Annotated in this window: 21 protein-coding genes; 9 read left to right on the top strand and 12 right to left on the bottom strand. The window is 71.7% G+C overall.

Annotated elements, in window-relative coordinates:
- The first annotated feature begins 26 nt into the window (after positions 1-26).
- Positions 27-578, top strand: a complete 552-nt coding sequence (locus MVG78_RS00400) for a nucleoside 2-deoxyribosyltransferase (protein WP_247556956.1) — start codon at positions 27-29, stop codon at positions 576-578.
- Between the two features lie 78 nt (positions 579-656).
- On the opposite strand, the gene MVG78_RS00395 is transcribed toward MVG78_RS00400, so the two are convergent.
- On the bottom strand, positions 657-935 hold the full coding sequence (locus MVG78_RS00395) for a DUF3072 domain-containing protein (protein ID WP_247556953.1): 279 nt from the start codon (positions 933-935) through the stop codon (positions 657-659).
- Between the two features lie 115 nt (positions 936-1050).
- On the opposite strand from MVG78_RS00395, the gene MVG78_RS00390 reads away from it, so the two are divergent.
- From MVG78_RS00390 to MVG78_RS00380, 3 genes are all read left to right on the top strand, one after another.
- Entirely contained in the window at positions 1051-1914 is an 864-nt protein-coding gene (locus MVG78_RS00390; RefSeq protein WP_247556934.1) for a uroporphyrinogen-III synthase, read from the top strand.
- 90 nt (positions 1915-2004) lie between these two features.
- Positions 2005-3576, top strand: coding sequence for a D-aminopeptidase (locus MVG78_RS00385; protein ID WP_247556913.1), 1572 nt, complete (start codon positions 2005-2007; stop codon positions 3574-3576).
- Between the two features lie 76 nt (positions 3577-3652).
- Positions 3653-3865 (top strand): hypothetical protein, encoded by a 213-nt coding sequence (locus MVG78_RS00380; protein ID WP_247556910.1) that lies wholly within the window; start codon positions 3653-3655, stop codon positions 3863-3865.
- A 24-nt stretch (positions 3866-3889) separates the two neighbouring features.
- Here MVG78_RS00380 and MVG78_RS00375 read toward each other — a convergent pair whose 3' ends face one another.
- The 3 genes from MVG78_RS00375 to MVG78_RS00365 all read right to left on the bottom strand — a co-directional run bounded on the left by MVG78_RS00375 (position 3890) and on the right by MVG78_RS00365 (position 5625).
- Positions 3890-4471, bottom strand: a complete 582-nt coding sequence (locus MVG78_RS00375) for a 3'-5' exonuclease family protein (RefSeq protein WP_247556908.1) — start codon at positions 4469-4471, stop codon at positions 3890-3892.
- Positions 4472-4578: 107 nt separating this feature from the next.
- Positions 4579-4998: a hypothetical protein gene (locus MVG78_RS00370; protein ID WP_247556905.1), complete on the bottom strand. Its 420-nt coding sequence runs from the start codon at positions 4996-4998 to the stop codon at positions 4579-4581.
- Between the two features lie 126 nt (positions 4999-5124).
- Positions 5125-5625 (bottom strand): bactofilin family protein, encoded by a 501-nt coding sequence (locus MVG78_RS00365; RefSeq protein ID WP_428480717.1) that lies wholly within the window; start codon positions 5623-5625, stop codon positions 5125-5127.
- 488 nt (positions 5626-6113) lie between these two features.
- Here MVG78_RS00365 and MVG78_RS00360 point away from each other — a divergent pair, with 488 nt between their 5' ends.
- The 4 genes from MVG78_RS00360 to typA all read left to right on the top strand — a co-directional run bounded on the left by MVG78_RS00360 (position 6114) and on the right by typA (position 10327).
- Entirely contained in the window at positions 6114-7097 is a 984-nt protein-coding gene (locus MVG78_RS00360) for an adenosine kinase (protein ID WP_247556899.1), read from the top strand.
- A gap of 131 nt (positions 7098-7228) precedes the next feature.
- Positions 7229-7474 (top strand): hypothetical protein, encoded by a 246-nt coding sequence (locus MVG78_RS00355; protein WP_247556897.1) that lies wholly within the window; start codon positions 7229-7231, stop codon positions 7472-7474.
- Positions 7475-7650: 176 nt separating this feature from the next.
- A complete protein-coding gene (locus MVG78_RS00350; RefSeq protein WP_247556895.1) occupies positions 7651-8184 on the top strand; it encodes a hypothetical protein in 534 nt (177 codons plus the stop codon).
- A 313-nt stretch (positions 8185-8497) separates the two neighbouring features.
- Entirely contained in the window at positions 8498-10327 is a 1830-nt protein-coding gene (gene typA, locus MVG78_RS00345; RefSeq protein ID WP_247556892.1) for a translational GTPase TypA, read from the top strand.
- Between the two features lie 92 nt (positions 10328-10419).
- On the opposite strand, the gene MVG78_RS00340 is transcribed toward typA, so the two are convergent.
- Positions 10420-11250 carry a cyclase family protein gene (locus tag MVG78_RS00340; RefSeq protein ID WP_247556873.1) on the bottom strand — a complete coding sequence of 277 codons (831 nt, stop codon included), beginning with the start codon at positions 11248-11250 and terminating at the stop codon, positions 10420-10422.
- Between the two features lie 284 nt (positions 11251-11534).
- Here MVG78_RS00340 and MVG78_RS00335 point away from each other — a divergent pair, with 284 nt between their 5' ends.
- Positions 11535-12452 (top strand): DMT family transporter, encoded by a 918-nt coding sequence (locus MVG78_RS00335; RefSeq protein WP_247556870.1) that lies wholly within the window; start codon positions 11535-11537, stop codon positions 12450-12452.
- 64 nt (positions 12453-12516) lie between these two features.
- Here MVG78_RS00335 and MVG78_RS00330 read toward each other — a convergent pair whose 3' ends face one another.
- The 7 genes from MVG78_RS00330 to glk form a co-directional block, all read right to left on the bottom strand.
- On the bottom strand, positions 12517-12825 hold the full coding sequence (locus tag MVG78_RS00330) for a hypothetical protein (protein ID WP_247556868.1): 309 nt from the start codon (positions 12823-12825) through the stop codon (positions 12517-12519).
- 48 nt (positions 12826-12873) lie between these two features.
- Positions 12874-13722 (bottom strand): SirB1 family protein, encoded by an 849-nt coding sequence (locus tag MVG78_RS00325; protein WP_247556865.1) that lies wholly within the window; start codon positions 13720-13722, stop codon positions 12874-12876.
- 55 nt (positions 13723-13777) lie between these two features.
- Positions 13778-14164 carry a histidine triad nucleotide-binding protein gene (locus tag MVG78_RS00320; RefSeq protein ID WP_247556863.1) on the bottom strand — a complete coding sequence of 129 codons (387 nt, stop codon included), beginning with the start codon at positions 14162-14164 and terminating at the stop codon, positions 13778-13780.
- A 112-nt stretch (positions 14165-14276) separates the two neighbouring features.
- Entirely contained in the window at positions 14277-14867 is a 591-nt protein-coding gene (locus MVG78_RS00315) for a phosphoribosyl-ATP diphosphatase (protein ID WP_247556860.1), read from the bottom strand.
- 1 nt (position 14868) lies between these two features.
- Positions 14869-15645 (bottom strand): imidazole glycerol phosphate synthase subunit HisF, encoded by a 777-nt coding sequence (gene hisF / locus MVG78_RS00310; RefSeq protein WP_247560556.1) that lies wholly within the window; start codon positions 15643-15645, stop codon positions 14869-14871.
- A 140-nt stretch (positions 15646-15785) separates the two neighbouring features.
- Positions 15786-17366: an ABC transporter substrate-binding protein gene (locus MVG78_RS00305; RefSeq protein WP_247556843.1), complete on the bottom strand. Its 1581-nt coding sequence runs from the start codon at positions 17364-17366 to the stop codon at positions 15786-15788.
- Between the two features lie 124 nt (positions 17367-17490).
- Positions 17491-18471, bottom strand: a complete 981-nt coding sequence (gene glk / locus MVG78_RS00300) for a glucokinase (protein ID WP_247556840.1) — start codon at positions 18469-18471, stop codon at positions 17491-17493.
- Positions 18472-18624 lie beyond the last annotated feature (153 nt).

Below are 18624 nucleotides of genomic sequence, written 5' to 3'. Positions count from 1 at the left end.
CGGGGCAGCCGAGGGAGACAACGGGGATGAGGGCCTATCTGGCCGGGCCGGACGTGTTCCTGCCGAAGGCGCGCGAGCATGCGCGCCGCAAGACCGCGATCTGCGCCCGCTACGGCATCACCGGGCGCCCGCCGCTGAACGAGGATGCGGAGGGGCTGGCGGCGGAAACGACCTGGCTCGGCATCTATCGCAAGGATGTGGCGATGATGGAGGAATGCGACATCGTGATCGCGAACCTCACGCCCTTCCGCGGTCCTTCCGCCGATTCGGGCACGCTGGTGGAGGTCGGCTGGTTCCTTGGGCGCGGCAAGCCGGTCTTCGGCTATTCCAACAGTGCCAGCCTGTTCGAGGCACGCAGCCGCGCGCAGGTGGCGGCACTGCCGGACCCGCTGGAGGGCATCACCATCGAGGGCTTCGGCGCGCCCGACAACCTGATGATCCCCGGCGCGGTGCTGGATGGCGGGGGGCTGCCCATGGTGCTGCCGCCGGACGGACGGGACCGGGCCTTCGACGCGCTGGATGTGTTCGAACTCTGTGTGGCCCAGGCGGCGGCGAAGCTGGGCCTGCGGGGGGGATAGGCGCGGAGGGGTGGCGGGCTTCCAGCCCAGGCCGTTCCATCAGGCCGTTCCATCAGGCCGCCCCATGGCGGCCCAGCCTCAGTGGTCGCGGCCGCGCCCGGTCCTGGCCTGCAGCGCGTCGATCCGCTTCGAGGCATCCGCCTTGCTGAGCGACGGATCGAATTCCTCGCCGGCTTCCTCGCTCAGCGTCCTGAGATAGCTGGCCTGGGCACCGGTCATCGCCTCGCCGCCGGTGGTCCAGTCGTCCGGGTCCTTCACCGTGTTGGAGCCAGGGTTGGGATCGGCCTTGGGATTCTCCGCCCCGGCCTGGGCCGCCTCATGGGCGGATTCGGCGTGCTGGCCGTGCTTCTGGGCCATGGATCTGGCATCCTTGCGTTGATTGTTCTCCAAACGTTCGCATCCGGCACGGGTTTCGCGGCCTTTGCGCCATGCGGGTAACTCCCGGCCGGAGCGAGAAGCCAAGGAAGAGCCCATGAGCAGTCCTGTGGATGGCGAGGCGGGGAACCGGGGCACGGCCTCACCCATGGCCGGGCCGCTGGCCGGCCGCCGCGTCGTGGTGCCGGAAACGCGCGAGCTGGAGACCATGGCCCGGATGCTGGAGCGCCAGGGGGCTGCGGTGCTGCGCTGCCCGCTGGTCGCCATTCTCGACCTGGAGGACCCGGCACCCGCCGAGGCCTGGCTGCGGCGCTTCATCGCGACGCCGCCGGACGACCTGATCCTGCTGACCGGGGAGGGGCTGTCGCGCCTGATGGGCGTGGCGGAGCGGGCCGGGCTGGCGGAAGGCTTCCGCGCCGCGCTGTCCGGGGCGCGCCGCATCGTGCGCGGGCCGAAGCCGACCGCCCGGCTTCGGAGCCTGGGGCTGGGGCCCGACATCTCCGCGGCCACGCCGACCACGGCCGGGGTGATCGCCGCGCTGGAATCCCTGCCGCTGGAGGGGCGGCGCGTGGCGGTGCAGCTCTATCCCGACAATCCCAACGAGGCGCTGCTGGGCTTCCTGCGCGACCGTGGCGCCCGGCCCGACCCGGTGGTGCCCTATGCCTATGCCTCGAAGGAGGATGACGGGCGGGTGCTGGCGGTGATCCGCGAGATGGCGGACGGGGCGGTGGACCTGATCGCCTTCACCTCCTCGCCGCAGGTCCGGCGCCTGCGCGAGGTGGCGAAGGCCGCCGGCGAGGAGGATCTGCTGGCCGAGGCCCTGGCGCGCACCCGCATCGCCGCTGTCGGCCCGCTGGTGGCGCGGGCGGTGGAGGAGGCTGGCGGCCATGTCGCGATCCAGCCGGGCGAGAACTTCCACCTCAAGCCGATGCTGGGGGAGATCGTCGCGGCGATCGGCTGACCGGCGCGGCCGCCCCCCCGGCGGGCACCCGGGTGTCCGCAGGGGGGGCGGGGATTTGCGGGCAGGGCGGGAGCGGCTTCAATGCGGCGCATGAGCCAGACCGCCAGCCGCCTCGACCGAGTCCTCGACAGCCTGCCGGCCCGTTATCCCGGCCCCGGCGGCGCCGTGGCGGTGCTGCGCGAGGGGCGGGTGGTGGCGAGCCGCTGCTGGGGCTGGGCGGATGCCGCACGGCGCCTGCCCTTCACGGAACGGACGCCCTTCCTGGTCTGCTCCATCACCAAACAGTTCACCTGTGCCCTGCTGCTGGACCTGTTTCCCGACCCCAAGGCGCTGGACGGGGAGATCCGCCGGCTGATGCCGGAGCTGGCGGGGGAGGCGCCCGGCATCCTCGACCTCTGCCACAACCAGTCGGGGCTGCGGGACTACTGGGCCGAGGCGATGCTCTGCGGTGCGCCGGTGGAGGGGCATTTCGGGCCGGAGGAGGCGCGCTGGCTGATCGGGCGGACGCGGAGCCTGCATTTCCGGCCCGGCACGCGCTTCTCCTATGTCAACCAGAACTTCCGCCTCCTGTCCGCAATCATCGAGCGCCGCACCGGCCGGGATTTCGCGGAACTGCTGCGCGAACGCATCCTCGACCGCGCGGAGATGCCGCGGGCGGGGCTGAACCCGGACACCTCCACGGTGCGGGACGGCACGATCGGCTACGAGGGCTCGCTCGCCGGCGGCTTCCGCATGGCGGAGAACCATATCCACTGGACGGGCGATGCCGGCCTCGCCGCCTCGCTGGAGGACATGATCGCCTGGGAGCGTTTCATCGACGCGACGCGGGACGAGGCCGGCGGGCTGTACAACCGGCTTTCCGCGCCCGTGACCTTCCGCGACGGGAAGCCCGCCGCCTATGGCTTCGGCCTGGGGCGCGGCAGGCTGCTGGGGCGCGAGATCACCGCCCATGGCGGCGGCCTGCGTGGCTGGCGGAGCTTCCGGGCCCATGCGGCAGCGGAACGCGTTTCCGTGGTGGTGCTGTTCAATCACATGGCCGATCCCCGCGCTGCCGCCGCGGAGCTTTTTGGCGCGCTGCTGGACCTGCCCGCCGATCCGGTCCCGCCCGCCGCCGATCCCAGGCTGGCAGGCTGCTACCTGGAGCCCGAGACCGGGCTGGCGACCCGGGTGGAGGCGATGCCGGACGGACGCCTGCGGCTGGGCTTCTCGGGCGGGCCGGAACTCCTGTCGGGGCGCGAGGACGGCAGTGCCGGCGGCGGCGCGAGCCGCCTGTTCCGGGAAGGCGAGGCCGTCATCCTGGAACGCGCCGGCGACAATCTCCGGACGCGGCTGGAGCCGCGCAACGGCGAACCGGGCCGCGGCTTCGAGGGACGATTCCGCTGCGAGGAACTGGGGGCGGAACTGACCATCGTTGCGTCGGGCGGCGTGCTCTACGGCGCCTTCTCCGGCCGGCTGGGGGAGGGGATGATGCAGCCGCTGCTGCCCTTCGCCTCGGACATCCTATTGCTGCCCTGCCCCCGCGCGCTGGATTTCGCCCCGCCGGGCGACTGGACACTGCGCGCCCTGCGCGGCGATGCCGGGGGGATCGCCGAGATCAGGGTCGGCTGCTGGCTGGCGCGCGACCTGCCATTCCGGCGGGTCGCGGAATCCGCGCGGCATTGACGAGGCATACCTCACGGGCCTCCGGGCGTTGGTCCGGGGAGAGGGGCATGGCACCCCCGGAAACCGGAGAAGCCCGATGAATGATGCGCGCAAGCCAGGGGATCGCGGCGCGGAGGACCCCAGCAAGGCCAAAGGCCCCAGCCACACGCCGCAGGGCGCCCCGACCGACAAGGCCCATGAGGAAGCCGGCGACGGGACACTGGCGGGTTCCACCCCGGCCGGCCTGACGCTGGAGCAGTTGCGGGAACAGGCCCGCAGCGACAAGACGGATGACGGCGGCACCGGCTGACGGCCGGCCCCTCTTATCGCCGGATCACCCTTGGGCTGTCCTGGCGGCCTGGTGCTGTTCCGCCATGGCCCGTGCACCCTGGCGCACGGCCTCGAAGAGGCGCCGGGACCGCCGGGCATCGGCCAAAGCGCGGTGTTCCGCCGGGCCGAGCGCTTCATCCGCCTGCCGCGCCTCCTCCACGATCCGCCGGACCTGCGTGGCGCGCTCCGCCACCGGGAGGCCCGCCTCACGAAGGATGCGTTCGGCCTCCGCCTCCTCGGCGGCGTCCGTGTCGCCCAGTCGCAGGGCGTGGCGCGGCAGCCCGCCCGCGCGCAGCAGTCGGCTGAGCCATTGCCCGTCCCAGGACGGAGCGCTGGCCAGGATCTCGTGACCCGACAGCGCCTCCATCATCCGCGCCGCGACGGCGTCGGGCACTTCCCCCTCCGCCTCCAGCCGGGAACGCGACAGGTGGTGGATCGCCTCGGCTTCCGCCGACCAGACCGTCCAGTCCGGGGCGGGGCGGATCAGGTGCGCCTCCTCCGTGCCATCCTCCAGGACCCAGCCGACCTCGACCGGAAAGCCGCCCTTCTCCAGCGAGGATGCCTCGAAATCCAGGAACGCCTTCATGCCGCCTCCTCCCGTGCCGGCCTTCCGGACCGGCCGGAGGGCATCAGCCTAACGGCGGGGAAGGCGACGGGGTGCAGGGTTCCATCCGCCAGGCGGCGGGGCCGCCATCACACGCCCGGCGGCCTGCCGCCGAGTTCGCGCAGGCAGGCTTCCTCGGTCACCCGCTCCGTTCCGGCGGCGCGTGCGGCGGCCCAGGCGACCAGCAACTCCCGACCGCTCGGGTAGAGGATCAGGTCGAGCTGGCAGCGCTGGCCGCTGTAGAGCCAGATCTCCGCCGGCCCCTCGGCCCGCCGGAAGACGGGCGCACCGAGCGCGGCGCGGACCGCCGGTCCCGTCTGCCCCCGCAGGCTGGCCACGCTGGCGGGCGGGGCGCCAGGGCGCAGCGCCACGGCCGGCTGCGGGGCCGTCATCGGTTGCGCCTTTCCACCCTCTCCGGCGCCGGGCAGCGGGTTCTCGCCGGACACGGCGATCAGGCTGGCGCGGTAGTTCCGCATCACCTCGTCCAGGACCGCGCCGCGGTCCGGCAACCCGTCCGCCGGTCCCGCGCAGGCGGCCAGCAGGGGCGCCACAAGGAGCGCAAGAAGAAGGGGGCAGGCCCTGAAGAGCCTGCCCCCTTGCATCCGGTGTGCGGCGGCATGGTGCCGCCCCATGGATCAGACCTCGGCAGGCTCGGCGCTGGGGAAGGCCGGCACGCCCATGCGCGGCGGGTTGTTGTCCGTCAGCATCTCCATGCGGCCGGAAAGCTGGCCGCCATCCTCGACCTGCAGGCGGCGGCAGCGGGCCACGCCCAGCACCCGGCCGGTGGCGCGGATGACCAGGTTGCCGCGGGCGGTGATGGTGCCGTCGAACACGCCGGCGACCTCGGCATTCTCGACCTCGACCTCGCCCTTGAACACGCCGGTGCCGCTGATGTTCAGCTCATGGGCGTGGATCATCTGGCTCTCGACCGTGCCTTCGACCACCAGGCGCTCGGCATCCGAGACGGTGCCCTGCAGGCTGATGCCCTTGCCGACCACGAGGGTGCGGCGCTCGGACTCCTGCGGCGCCTGCGGGCGCTGCGGCGCGGCCGAGGCGGGCAGGGGACCGGACGGCGCGCCGGGGCGCGGCTGCGCGCCGGGGAAGGGGCCGGGCTGGGCGTTGGGCGGGGTGTTCATTCCGGGATTCATTCCTCCGGGGTTCATGCCTTGGGGCAGGCCCGGCATGGCGTTCGGCTTTGGCGGCAGGCTCATGGCGGGGTCCTTCACGGCGGCGCCCGCCGGCGGTGCCGGGCGAAAAGGCGGCACGGTCAGTTCTGGGTCACGGGCAACAGGCACTGCGGCCGACGAAGCCTCGGGCGCGGGCGGAACAGCATCCTCCCGCTTGCGTCGGAAGACGGACATGAAGCTGCTCCCCCTTTTTTGCGTTGAGCGACCACCGGAACGGTCTCCCCTCGGCCCGGCAGTCCCGGCTGGCACGGCCCCCGCCGCGCAGTTCCGGGAAGCTCCGGCTAGCACGGTGGCGTGACGATCATCAATTGTGGCTGATCGGCACAACAGGTGTTGCAGAATCGCCATCCCTGCGTCCGCGTGCGCGGAATGCCGCTGCCCGGCTGACGCCCGGCGCCATGCCTGCTACGCCCGCACTCCCTTTCCGGAGTCCGCGCATGACCGCCCCGTCCCTCGATATCCTCGGCATCGGCAATGCCATCGTGGATGTGATCGCCCGTGCCGAGCCGGACCTGCTGCGCAGCCGCGGCCTGACGCCCGGCGAGATGCGCCTGATCGACACCGCCGAGGCCGATGCGCTCTATGCGGTGATGGGGCCGGGGACGGAAAGCAGCGGCGGCTCCGCCGGCAACACCTGCGCCGTCGCGGCCGCGCTGGGGGCGAAGGTCGGCTATCTGGGCAAGGTGGCGGACGACCAGCTCGGCCAGGTCTTCGCCCATGACATGCGCTCGATCGGGGTGCACTTCCCGACCGCGCCGTCCACGGGCGGCACACCCACCGCGCGCTGCCTGATCCTGGTGACGCCGGACGGGCAGCGGACCATGAACACCTATCTCGGCGCCTGCGTCGGGTTCGGCCCGGCGGATGTGGACGAGGCCGCCGTGCGCGGCGCGAAGGTGACCTACATGGAGGGCTATCTCTTCGACCCGCCGGCGGCGCAGCAGGCCTTCCGCGCCGCCGCCGACATTGCCCGCGCCGCGGGGCGGGAGGTGTCGATCACCCTGTCCGATCCCTTCTGCGTGGGCCGCCACCGCGATGCCTTCCGGGCCTTCGTGAAGGAGCGGACGGACATCCTCTTCGCCAACGAGACGGAGATCCTGAGCCTCTACGAGACGGAGAGCTTCGAGGAGGCGCTGGCCGCCGCGCAGCGCGAGGTGCGGGTGGCCGTGCTGACGCGCAGCGAGAAGGGCAGCATCGTGGCCCTGGACGGGCAGGTGCACGAGGTCGCCGCCGTGCCGACACGGGTGGTGGACACGACCGGCGCGGGCGATGCCTATGCGGCTGGCTTCCTGGCCGCCTATACGCGCGGCCTGCCGCCGGGGGAGTGCGGCCGCTGGGGCAGCGTCGCGGCGGCCGAGGTCATCTCGCATTTCGGCGCCCGCCCGCAGGCGGATCTGAAGGCGCTGGTCGGCGCGGGCTGAGGAGACCGGGCGGCCCTGCTTCGGCCCTTTTGTCGCCATGGACCGGGGACAGGATGGCAACCTTCCCGTTCCGGGGAGGTTGATCGCCCGTGTCCCCCCGGACAAACCTGACCTCCGATAAGGAGAAGACCATGCCCAGAGCCTTGATCCGCCTTGCCATGGCCTCCGCCATGCTGGCCGGGCTGGCGGCCTGCGCCGGCGGCCGGCCGCCCGGCGCCGGGGCTGCGGCGGCGACCTCGCCCTATTCGGCGGGCCTCGGCCCGACCCAGCTCGTGCCAGGGCGGGACATGGACCACCCGCTGGCCTCCCTCCGCCCGAGCCCGGACGGCATGGAACCGACGGTGGATGCCAATTCGCCGGCCCGGATCACGAACTGAGCCGGAGACGTTCCGGCCGGGCGAAAGGGGTGGCCGCAGGCGGCCGGCTCTTCCATCCGGCCTGCCGGTTACCCAAGCTGCTTCCCGCCGGACCGGATTCCGTGGCTCCGGATCTCTCCCGAAATGGGAGTCGCCCCGGTCTCGCCGAGACGATTGGAAGAAACGAGGAGAAACTCATGTCCATGCGCTTCCTATCCCTGCCCCTGAGCGCGATCGCGCTCTCGGCCATGGCGCTGGCCACCGCCGGGACGGCCCGGGCGCAAGGTGCCGCCGGTAACAACGCCGCGCTGCCTCCGCTGCCTGGCCAGGAGCAGATCGCCCGGCAGGCGGACCAGAGCGACATCAACGACATCCATGGCTTCCTGACCTCGGCGCGCGCCGCCCTGGCGCGGCGCCAGTTCGGCCAGGCCAACGAGTTCATAGAACGGGCGGAAAGCCGCATCCTGACCCGCAGCCTGTCGGTGACCGCGCCCAGCGCCTCCGCCGCCAATGCCGAGGTCCTGGCCAGGGCCGCGCGGCCCTATGAGGGCCCCGTGGTGCGGGCTCTGTCCCAGGCACGGGCCGCGCTGGCCCAGCGCGACATCCGGGGCACGCAGGCCGCGCTGGATGAGGCGGATGCGGCACTGGCCCGCCCCGCCCCGCCGCCGCGCGACGGCCGGCCGATGCCCCCGCCTCCTCCGGGCGTCATGCCGCCGCCGCCGATGCGCTGAGCATCGCGGCTGGGGACGGTCCGGACAGGTCCCGGGCTGGTCCCCAGCCTGTCCTGGAATGGGCCGGGTGGATTTTTCCGGTGTTTCCCGGGATGGCGTGCCCCGGAGCGGCTTCCCAAGAGTGGGATTCCGGGTTCAGATGCCATCCGGACCCGCCTTTCCCAACCCAGGGAGCAGGCGCGCGCGTCTGTGGCGAGCCCGGTGCAAGGCTTCAACACTCGCTTTTTGCCGCCCGGTCGCCTATTTGTGTGCCGCAACATGGCGCTGTCGGGGCATTTCCGGCTTGCGCAACGCTACCGGGACATCCCTGCTCATGGAACTTCGCAACGTCGCGATCATCGCGCACGTCGACCACGGCAAGACCACGCTCGTCGATAACCTGCTGAAGCAGGCGGGCGCCTTCCGCGCCAACCAGGCGGTCGCCGAACGCGCCCTGGACCGCAACGACCTGGAGCGCGAGCGCGGCATCACCATCCTCGCCAAGTCCACCGCCGTCGAGTGGAAGGGCGTCAAGATCAACATCGTGGACACGCCGGGCCACGCCGATTTCGGCGGCGAGGTCGAGCGCATCCTCTCCATGGTCGATGGCGCCATCGTGCTCTGCGATGCCGCCGAGGGGCCGCTGCCGCAGACCAAGTTCGTGCTGACCAAGGCGCTGGCCCGCGGCCTCAAGCCCATCGTGGTCATCAACAAGGTGGACCGCCAGGACGCCCGTCCGGACGAGGTGCACAACGAGGTGTTCGACCTCTTCGCCGCCCTGGGCGCGTCGGATGAGCAGCTCGACTTCCACACCATGTTCGCCTCGGGCCGCCAGGGCTGGGCCGACCTCTCGATGGACGGGCCGCGCAAGGACCTGTCTCCGATGTTCGACCTGATCCTGAGCCATGTCCCGGCGCCGAAGGTCGATCTCGACAAGCCCTTCGCCATGAACGCCTCGATCCTGGAGGCGGACAACTTCCTCGGCCGCATCCTGACCGGCCGCGTGGAGCAGGGCGTGGCCAAGTTGAACATGCCCGTCCGCGTGCTGCGCCAGGACGGCTCGCTGGTCGAGACCGGGCGCCTGACCAAGCTGATGACCTTCTCCGGCCTGGACCGCGTGCCGGTGGAGGAGGTGCAGGCGGGCGACATCATCGCCATCGCCGGCCTGTCGGACGCCACCATCCCCGACACCATCGCCGCCCCCGAGGTGACGGAGCCGCTGCCGGCCATTCCGGTCGATCCGCCGACCCTGAGCATGACCTTCCGCATCAATGACGGCCCGCTCGGCGGCCGCGAGGGCAAGAAGGTCACCTCCCGCCAGATCCGCGACCGTCTCTTCAAGGAGACCGAGGGCAATGTCGCGATCCGCGTGAAGGACAGCGAGGAGGCCGACAGCTTCGAGGTCTCCGGCCGCGGCGAGCTGCAGCTCGGCGTGCTGATCGAGACCATGCGGCGCGAGGGCTTCGAGCTCACCATCGGCCGCCCGCGCGTGCTGACCCGCGAGAACCCCGAGACCGGCGAGCGCGAGGAGCCCTTCGAGGAGGTGCTCGTCGATGTGGACGAGGAGTTCTCCGGCGTCGTCGTGGAGAAGCTTTCCATCCGCAAGGGGCAGATGCAGGACATGCGCCCCTCGGGCGGCGGCAAGGTGCGGCTGACCTTCCATATGCCCTCGCGCGGCCTGATCGGCTATCACGGCGAGTTCCTGACGGACACGCGCGGCACCGGCATGATGAACCGGCTCTTCCTGGGCTATCAGCCCTGGGCCGGGCCGATCGAGGGCCGCCGCAACGGCTCGCTGATCTCCAACTCCGATGGCGAGGCGATCCAGTACGCGCTGTTCTACCTGCAGGAGCGCGGCACGCTCTTCGTGGACCCGGGCGTGAAGGTCTATGTGGGCATGATCCTCGGCGAGCACTCCCGGGACAACGACCTGGAAGTGAACCCGATCAAGGAGAAGAAGCTCACCAACATCCGCGCCGCCGGCAAGGACGAGGCGCTGCTGCTGGTGCCGCCCCGGCGGATGAGCCTGGAACAGGCCATCGCCTATATCGAGGAGGATGAGCTGGTGGAGGTGACGCCCTCGGCGATCCGCCTGCGCAAGCGCTACCTCGACCCGCACGAGCGCAAGAAGCACGCCCGCCGCTCGGAGAGCGCGGCGGCGTGAGCCATGCCCCCGGGGCCACGCGCCCCGGGACCGGAACGAGAAAAGGGCGGCGCGCCGAAGGGTGCGCCGCCCTTTTTCGTGGCGGACGGCCTTCAGACCAGCGCGATCACCCGGCTCGGCCCGCCGGTGCCGCCCTTCACCTTCGGCCCGCCGAGCACGAGATGCGCTCCCTTCTCCGGCACCGCGTCGAGATTGGCCAGGCACTCCACGCCCCAGCGACCGGCGGGCAGCCAGCTGTAGTGGACGGGGAAGGGGCCGGTCTCGATCCCGGCATCGAGGGAGAGCGTGTCCACCCCGATGCCCTTCACGTCGCGCTCCAGCAGCAGATGCGCCGTCTCTCCATGGAAGCCGGGCGTGTGGTTGCGGCCATCGGCGCCCTTGCCGGCGAAGCGGGGCGAGTCGAGCAGCGCATGCCAGCCGGAATTCATCACCACGCAACAGCCCTGGGGCAGCGGGCCGTTGCGGGCTTCCCAGGCGCGGATGTCGTCCGGCGTCACGGTGGCGTCCGGATTCTCCTGGGCGCGCCGGCGGATGTCGATGACGGCCATGGGCACGATCAGGTCGGCGACGGGGATGGCATCCACGCTGCGCCCATCCGCCGAGAAATGCAGCGGCGCGTCCATATGCGTGCCGGTGTGCTCCATCAGCGTCCAGCGGTTGATGTTCAGCTTGTCCTTCGCATAGGTCAGGAAGGGCTCCATGCTGAACCACTTCGATCCGTCGAAGGTGGGAAAGCCCTCATAGAGCGGATGCGTCAGGTCCAGCGCCTCGCGGAAGGTGACGGGGCCGGGCGCGGCCTGGGCGGGCTGTGGGGCGGCGGACAGGCCGGCGGCGGCCACGGCAGTGGCGGCGAAGCCGGTGCGGAACAGGCCGCGCCGGCCGACATGGCGGCAGACGGCGTCCAGGCAGCCGGGTGGGCACATGCGGTTTCTCTCCCCTCGCGGCGGGCGCTCCTCGCGCCGCACCGGGACGGGGAGCATGAGGGGAGCGGCGGCGCCTGGGCAAGCGGCGCGCCGCCCCGCGCGGAAGGACTGCCCCCGGAGGCGGGGCGCGGCGCGGCCGCCCGGGCCGGAGCGGTGCTCCACCTGCTTTGTCCGGGGCGCGCTTGGGGGTGGCGACGGAACCCGGCAAAAGGGTGGCGAAACGTCGAAGACGGCCGAATCCGCCCGTTGGGCGATCCGCCAGCACCACCACGAGGTTCCGCCCCTTGTCCAAGCCCCATGGCATGCGCCTGTCGGAATGGGGGCTGCTCGGTCTCCTCTCGCTCCTCTGGGGTGGATCGTTCTTCTTCTCGAAGGTCGCCCTGGCCGAGTTGCCGCCCCTGACCGTGGTGCTGGTGCGCGTCAGCATCGCCACCGGCGCCCTGTGGCTCTATCTGCGGCTGCGCGGCATCCCGGTCCCGGCCAGGGCCGGCCTGTGGCGAGCCTTTCTCGGTATGGGGATGCTGAACAGCCTCCTCCCCTTCACGCTGATCTTCTGGGGGCAGACCTTCATCGGCAGCGGGCTGGCCTCCATCATCAACGCCACGACGCCGGTCTTCTCCATCCTGGTCGCCCATGCCCTGACCGATGACGAGAAGCTGTCCCTCGGCAAGCTGGCCGGGGTCGCCCTCGGGCTCGCGGGCGTCATCGTCCTTCTGGGCGGGGAGATCGCGCCCGGATCGGGTGGTGCGCTTCCCGGCGTGCTGGCCTGCCTGGGGGCTGCGCTGTGCTACGGCCTCGCCAACACCTATGGCCGGCGCTTCCGGAGGATGGGCATCGAGCCTGCCCTGGGTGCCTTCGGGCAGATCGCGAGCACCATGGCCATGGCCCTCCCGCTCACGCTGCTGGTCGACCGCCCCTGGCAGATCGCCGCGCCGGGCGCGGCCACATGGGGCGCCCTGGCTGGCCTGGCGCTCCTCTCCACGGCCCTGGCCTATATCATCTACTTCCGCCTCATCGGCGCGGTCGGGGCCACGAACACCTCGCTGGTCACCATGCTGGTCCCGGTCAGCGCGATCCTGCTGGGCGTGGGCATCCTGCACGAACGGCTTTCGGCGTCGCAGCTCGGCGGGATGTCGCTCGTGGGCCTGGGCTTGCTGGCGCTGGATGGGCGGCTTCTCCGCCGGCTCAGGCGGGTGGCGTGACCAGCGCCCGGAGCCGCCTCATGACGCAAGCCGCCCCGCGCCACATCGCCCCGTTCCACACCGCCTAGGCGAACTGCCCCCGCAGGAAGCCCAGGGCCGGCAGGGGCGACCATTTGCGCGGCAGGTCGGCGCGGCGGATCGGCGACACGCTGTAATGCGGCACGGGCTGCTGGCTGCTGCGCAGGAAGGTGGCGTAGGCGCGGACCTGCTGCTCGCGCCAGTTCCGGTCCGCCAGGGCGGCGTCGCGGCTGGCATAGATATTGGCCACGCGGTCGGTCTTGCCGACCGAGGCGATCACCGCCCAGATCCTGTCCTCCGGAGAACCGCGGGAGGAGAGGCCCTGGGAGGGCCGCAGGCTGACGACTTCACTCATCCCCGTCATCTAAGCGCGCCCCGGCACCGGCCAAAAGGGGAAACCTGCTCAGTTCAGCCTTTGCCGCAGTTCCTCGATGAGCTGGCGGATGCGCTCCGCCGATTCGCCCGCGCCGGCCAGTTCCAGGAAACGCTCCAGGCTGGCGATGGCGGCACCGATGCGGTCCAGGCGCTGGTTCATCAGCCCGGCCTCCCGCCACAGCATGGCGGCATCGGGGGCAAGGCGCAGCATGTCCTCGGTGCAGGACAGGGCACCCGCCACGTCGCCGGCGCGCAGGCGGCGCAGCTTGATGTTGTTCTGCAGGCGCAGCAGCACGGCGCGCTTGCCCATCGGGGCCAGCAGGCCGGGGCGCAGCTCGGCGCGGTCGCCCTCCACGGCCTTGAGCAGGCCCCGCAGCTCACGCGGGCCCAGGGACTGGCCGCCGGAGAAGGGGTCGGTCACCACCTGGCCGCGTCCGCCCTCGATGCCCAGCAGGAAATGCCCCGGGAAGTCGATGCCGTGCGCGCCCCAGCCGGCAGCCTCCGCCGCGTGCAGCCAGAGGATGCCCAGCGCCACCGGCAGGCCGCGCCGCCGCTCGGTGACGCGGATCAGGTTGGCGTTGGCGAGATCGTCATAGCTCTCGGCATCGCCGACATAGCCGCCCGCGCCGTGGATCACCTGCGCCAGCAGGGCGCGCCGCGCCTCCGGGTCGCCGCCATCCGCTTCGGGATCGGCCATGGCGGCCTGGACCGCCTCGCGCGCCAGGGCGGAAAGGCGCTCCTGCGCCGCCTGCCAGTCGGCCTCCGGCGCGTCGATGCGCGCGAACTGGAGGGCGACGGTGACGAGGTCCAGCTCCGGGTCGGGGAGGCTGCCGGCCGCGTCCAGCGCGGCCCGGGCCTCGGCCTGGGATGCGCTCATGCCCAAGGGACCGCCAGGGGGGCGCCAGGGGGTTCACCAGAGGGGCCACGGCCTCTCAGCCTTCGGCCGGGCTGAGCATCCGTCCCAGCGGCCTGCCGCCGAAGAGGTGGACATGGAAATGCGGAACTTCCTGCCCGGCATTCTCCCCCATGTTGGACAGGGTGCGGTAGCCGGGCTGCTCCAGGCCCAGGTCCCGGGCCACCTTGGCCACGGCGCGCCAGAAGCCGGCGATCTCGGCCTCGCTGGCGCTCCCGGCGAAATCCGCCAGGGAAACGTAGCGGCCGCGCGGGATCACCAGGACATGGATGGGGGCCTGGGGCGCGATGTCATGGAAGGCGACCGCCCACTCATCCTCATGGATCGTCTTCGCCGGCAGTTCGCCGCGCAGGATGCGGGCGAAGATGTTGCCGTCGTCATAGGGCGGAAGACCACTGACAGGCATGGTGAGGCTCCTCCGGGACGCGTCTGTCCCCCTCTTCCTGGGACGCGCCGTGGCGGGACGCAAGGGGGGCGGCGCAGCCGTGATCGCCGGCCGTCCTCAGCCCCGGGGGCCGTCAGGGCAGCTTGGTGGTCCTGGCCGCGCGCAGGATGCCCTTGGGCCGGGCCGCCTTCTCGGCGATGCCGCTGATGCCCTCGCGGCGGGCCAACTCGCCCCAGACCTCCTCGGGGCGGATGCCCGCATCCACCCAGACCACGATCAGGTGATAGAGCACGTCGGCACTTTCCAGCACCGTGGCGGGACGGTTGCCGAGCGTGGCCTCGATCACGCACTCCACCGCCTCCTCGCCCAGCTTCTGGGCGACCTTGGCGGTGCCGCGCGCGATCAGCCGCGCGGAGTGGGAGGCGTTCACATCCCCCGACAGGCGGCGCTGCTCCACCGTCTGCCAGAGCCGGTCGAGGATCGTGGCATCGCCCCGCGCCGGGATGTCGAGCGGCAGGAGATGCTTCTTCTCCGCCACGCGGGCGCGCTTGGCGGGCGGCAGCGGCACGGCCGGCAGGGTTTCCGGCAGCGGCAGCAGGGGGACGGCCTTCTTCTTGCCTTTGGCGGCCGCCTTCGGCTTCCCCTTCGCGGCCGGGATGGCGGTGGCGCGCTTCTTCTTGCCCTTGGCGAGATCCCCGCGGGCGCTCTTGCTGTCCCTGGCCATGTCAGGCGGCCTCCGCCTCGCTGGTCGGGCGCACCGGCAGGCCGGCGGCGGCCAGCGCCGCCTTGGCTTCCCCGATGCGCATCTCGCCATAGTGGAACACGCTGGCGGCGAGCAGGCCGGTGGCCCCGGCCCGCGCGCCCTCCACGAAATGCGACACGGTGCCGACGCCGCCGGAGGCGACCAGCGGCAGCCGCACCGCCGCCCGCACCGCGCGCAGCAGATCCAGGTCGAAGCCGGACTTCGTGCCGTCCCGGTCCATGGAGGTCAGCAGCAGCTCGCCCGCGCCGAGCGCGGCGACGCGGCGGCACCATTCCACCGCGTCGATGCCGGTGCCGCAGCGGCCGCCATGGGTGAAGACCTCCCACTTCCCGGGTGCGACGTTGCGCGCATCCACCGCCACCACGATGGCCTGGGAGCCGAAGGCCTCCGCCGCGCGGCGCACGAGGTCGGGATCGGCCACGGCGGCGGAGTTGATCGAGGCCTTGTCGGCGCCGGCCAGGAGCAGGGCGCGCACATCCTCCACCGAGCGGACGCCGCCGCCGACGGTGAGGGGGATGAAGACCTTCTCCGCGGTGCGCGACACGACGTCGAGCATGGTGCCGCGGTTCTCATGCGTCGCGCCGATGTCGAGGAAGGTGATCTCGTCGGCGCCCTCGGCGTCATAGAGGCGCGCCTGTTCCACGGGGTCCCCCGCATCGCGCAGCGACACGAAGTTGACCCCCTTCACGACACGCCCGTCCTTGACGTCGAGGCAGGGAATGACACGCAGGGCGAGCAGGGTGGTGATTCCTCGCGGCAGGAATGAAAGGCGGTTCCTGCCGCCGATGCGCCCGAAGCCGCGCCGGGTCAAGCGCGAAGGCGGCTTCCCCTTCATGTGAGCATCCGCTTCCCGCGGGCCGGGTGCCGCCCCGGTGACGGTCAGCGAACGGGGCGCAGTCCCTGGGCGAGGGTGTATTCGTCGCGGCGCGGCTCGTAGCGCAGGCCCTTCCGGCTGGCCCAGCTGTTGTTGAGCAGGAAGAGGGGGATCAGCCCGACATCCTCGGTCGCCATCTTCGTCGCCTGTTGCAGCAGCGCCTCCCGCCGCCCGTCATCCAGCGTGACCAGGGCCTGGTCGATCAGCGCATCCAGCGCCGGGTTGCTGTAGCGGCTGAAATTCGGCTGGCCGCGCCCGGCCTCCCGGCTGAAGGTGGCCACCACGTTGCGGAGGAGCGAGGAGGCCTCGTTGCTGCTGCTGCCCCAGCCGCCGAGGCGGATCGGCAGGTCTGCCTTCGTGCCGCGCGCCAGATAGACCGACCAGGGCAGGGCCTCCACCGTGGTGGCGACGCCGATGCGGCTCCACATCTGCGCCACGGCCTGGGCGACCTTGGCGTCGTTGGGATAGCGGTCGTTCGGCGTGGTCAGGGTGACGCGCAGCCCCTTCGGGAAGCCCGCCTCCGCCAGCAGGCGGCGCGCGGCGGCGGGATCGTGCGGCGGCACTGGCACCTCCGGCGCGTAGGACCAGGTGCCGGGCGGCAGCCACTGCCCCGTGGGCGTGGCGGTGTTCTCCATGATCCGCGTGGTCAGCGCCTCACGGTCGATGGCGATGTTCAGCGCCTGCCGCACCCGCCTGTCGAGGAAGGGGTTGTGGCCGAGCGGCTTGCCGTCGATGCCGGCGACGCCGGGCACGTCGCCCTCGCGCGAGAAATCCGTCTGCAGATAGATCAGCCGCGTGCCCTGCACCGTGGTGACCGAAAGGCGCGGGTCGCGCGACAGGCGGGGGAGGTCGTTGCTGGGCACCTGGTCGATCAGGTCCACATCGCCGGCCAGGAGGGCCGCGACGCGCGAGCCGTCATTGGCGATGAAGCGGTAGTGCACCTGCGCCCAGGGCTCCTTGCCGCCCCAGTAGTCCTCGTTGCGTACCAGTTCCGCCCGGTCGCCGGCAGTGAAGGAGGCATAGCGGTAGGGACCGGTGCCGATCGCCGCCCTGCCGCTGTTGAAATCCTCCGGCTTCGCGTCCTGCACGGCGTGGCGGGCGATGATGGCGATGTTGGCGAGGTCGCTGGGCAGCAGCGGCCAGGGCTGCTTCGTTTCGATGCGCAGGGTCAGCGGGTCCGGCATCTCCACCCGCGCGATGGGGCGCACCGCGCTGACGAAGCCGCCCTGGGCGCTCGGCAGGCGCTCGAAGGTGAAGGCCACGTCGTCGGCGGTGAAGCCGCGCCCGTCATGCCACTTCACGCCGGGGCGCAGGCGGAATTCCCAGACCCGGTCGGACACAGCGCGCCATTCCGTCGCCAGGCCGGGCCGCAGGTTGCCCACGGCGTCCTGCATCACCAGCCGGTCGAAGACATGCAGGCCGAGCGCGTTGTTCGAGGCGGTGTTGGAGATGTGCGGATCGGCCGAGGCGACCGGGCTGGCGCCGGCAATGGTGACGCTCTGCGCCCAGGTGGCGGCGGGAATCTGCGCCAGGGTGAGGGCGATGAGGGTGGCTGCGACGGCAGGCCGGCGGGGGGCGCGAATCATGATCCGGCTGGGATAGATGTTAAATCGCGCGAAAGAAAGTGTCTTGGATAATTGAGCGATTCAATAAAGTGAATAAGGCCCGGTCCATCCCTGTCCCCGCTGGGGCTTCGCCTCGCCCGCTCCGCTACCGCGCATGATGGACAGCGAAGGCCGCCGCAGCGCCGTAAAGGCCGGGCTGCGGGTGGGTGATCCGTTTCACGGGAATCGCGGCCATGTTGGTCTCGAATCGGCCCTTGGCGATGAAACGGTCGGCGAAGCCCGAGATGGCGAGGCGGTCAGCGATGCGCGGCACGATCCCGCCCGCCAGCACCACCGCCTTGGCGCCATGCACCAGCGCGACATCGCCGCAGAAGGTGCCGAAGGCGAGGCAGAAACGTTCCAGCGCGGCTGCCGCCAGCGCGTCCTCGCCGGAGGTGGCGGCCTGCCACAAGGCGGTGTCGGTGCCGTAGGTGGGCGCGCCCCCCTCGATGGCGGCCAGGGCCTCGTAGATGTTGAGCAGGCCGGGGCCGGAGATCACACGCTCGGAGGAGACGCGCCGGAAACGGTCGCGCAGCCGTTGCAGGATGCCGTCCTCCAGCCGGTCCACCGGCGAGAAGTCCATGTGGCCACCCTCGCATTCGATCACATGGACATGCCCGTCCCGCCGCAGCACCAGCGCGACGCCGAGGCCGGTGCCGGGGCCGATCACGCTGATCGTGCCGCTTTCCGGCAGCGGATGGTTCGGGCCCCCATCCGGGCCACAGAGATGCGCCAGGTATTCGGGGCCGACGGCGGCCACGGCATGGCCGACGGCGCCGAAATCGTTGATCAGGGTGATGTGTTCCACGCCGAGCTGAGCAGGAAGCTGCGCCGGGCGGATCACCCATGGATTGTTGGTGAGCTTCAGCACCTCCGTATCCACCGGGCAGGCGACGGCGATGGCGGCCTCGGGTGGCGTGGGGCGGCCGAGATGGCGGGCGAAGCCCTCCCAGGCCGTCTGCAGGCTGGCATGTTCGGCGGTCTTGAGCACCACCGGCTCGCCGAGTGAAAGGACGCGGCCGCGCTCGACCTCCGCGATGGCGAAGCGGGCATTGGTGCCGCCGATATCGGCCGTGACGATCTCCATGCTGGCCTCCTCCCTGGTTGCACGGAGCCGGGCCCGGTGCCGTGCCGGACCCACCATGCCAGCCATCGCCGCCGTGTGACAGACGGGGCGGGCGTCCGGCGCGGGAAACCCTGGGTGATCGGGGTTGAGGCTGGGGCGATCGGCCTCTATCCC

It is taken from the genome of Roseomonas gilardii subsp. gilardii, assembly GCF_023078375.1.
In the GTDB taxonomy this organism is placed as follows: domain Bacteria; phylum Pseudomonadota; class Alphaproteobacteria; order Acetobacterales; family Acetobacteraceae; genus Roseomonas; species Roseomonas gilardii.
The sequence above is the reverse complement of the archived record's forward strand: the minus strand, read 5'-3'. Positions and strand labels throughout refer to the sequence as shown.

What these genes read in the sequence shown, in the direction of transcription:
- MVG78_RS00395 (WP_247556953.1), bottom strand. Translation starts at nt 935, where the DNA reads ATGGCCCAGAAGCACGGCCAGCACGCCGAATCCGCCCATGAGGCGGCC.
- MVG78_RS00400 (WP_247556956.1), top strand. Translation starts at nt 27, where the DNA reads ATGAGGGCCTATCTGGCCGGGCCGGACGTGTTCCTGCCGAAGGCGCGC.
- MVG78_RS00380 (WP_247556910.1), top strand. Translation starts at nt 3,653, where the DNA reads ATGAATGATGCGCGCAAGCCAGGGGATCGCGGCGCGGAGGACCCCAGC.
- MVG78_RS00325 (WP_247556865.1), bottom strand. Translation starts at nt 13,722, where the DNA reads ATGAGCGCATCCCAGGCCGAGGCCCGGGCCGCGCTGGACGCGGCCGGC.
- MVG78_RS00365 (WP_428480717.1), bottom strand. Translation starts at nt 5,625, where the DNA reads ATGAACACCCCGCCCAACGCCCAGCCCGGCCCCTTCCCCGGCGCGCAG.
- MVG78_RS00355 (WP_247556897.1), top strand. Translation starts at nt 7,229, where the DNA reads ATGCCCAGAGCCTTGATCCGCCTTGCCATGGCCTCCGCCATGCTGGCC.
- MVG78_RS00350 (WP_247556895.1), top strand. Translation starts at nt 7,651, where the DNA reads ATGTCCATGCGCTTCCTATCCCTGCCCCTGAGCGCGATCGCGCTCTCG.
- MVG78_RS00385 (WP_247556913.1), top strand. Translation starts at nt 2,005, where the DNA reads ATGAGCCAGACCGCCAGCCGCCTCGACCGAGTCCTCGACAGCCTGCCG.
- MVG78_RS00330 (WP_247556868.1), bottom strand. Translation starts at nt 12,825, where the DNA reads ATGAGTGAAGTCGTCAGCCTGCGGCCCTCCCAGGGCCTCTCCTCCCGC.
- MVG78_RS00305 (WP_247556843.1), bottom strand. Translation starts at nt 17,366, where the DNA reads ATGATTCGCGCCCCCCGCCGGCCTGCCGTCGCAGCCACCCTCATCGCC.
- MVG78_RS00390 (WP_247556934.1), top strand. Translation starts at nt 1,051, where the DNA reads ATGAGCAGTCCTGTGGATGGCGAGGCGGGGAACCGGGGCACGGCCTCA.
- MVG78_RS00360 (WP_247556899.1), top strand. Translation starts at nt 6,114, where the DNA reads ATGACCGCCCCGTCCCTCGATATCCTCGGCATCGGCAATGCCATCGTG.
- MVG78_RS00320 (WP_247556863.1), bottom strand. Translation starts at nt 14,164, where the DNA reads ATGCCTGTCAGTGGTCTTCCGCCCTATGACGACGGCAACATCTTCGCC.
- MVG78_RS00375 (WP_247556908.1), bottom strand. Translation starts at nt 4,471, where the DNA reads ATGAAGGCGTTCCTGGATTTCGAGGCATCCTCGCTGGAGAAGGGCGGC.
- MVG78_RS00315 (WP_247556860.1), bottom strand. Translation starts at nt 14,867, where the DNA reads ATGGCCAGGGACAGCAAGAGCGCCCGCGGGGATCTCGCCAAGGGCAAG.
- typA (WP_247556892.1), top strand. Translation starts at nt 8,498, where the DNA reads ATGGAACTTCGCAACGTCGCGATCATCGCGCACGTCGACCACGGCAAG.
- glk (WP_247556840.1), bottom strand. Translation starts at nt 18,471, where the DNA reads ATGGAGATCGTCACGGCCGATATCGGCGGCACCAATGCCCGCTTCGCC.
- MVG78_RS00340 (WP_247556873.1), bottom strand. Translation starts at nt 11,250, where the DNA reads ATGTGCCCACCCGGCTGCCTGGACGCCGTCTGCCGCCATGTCGGCCGG.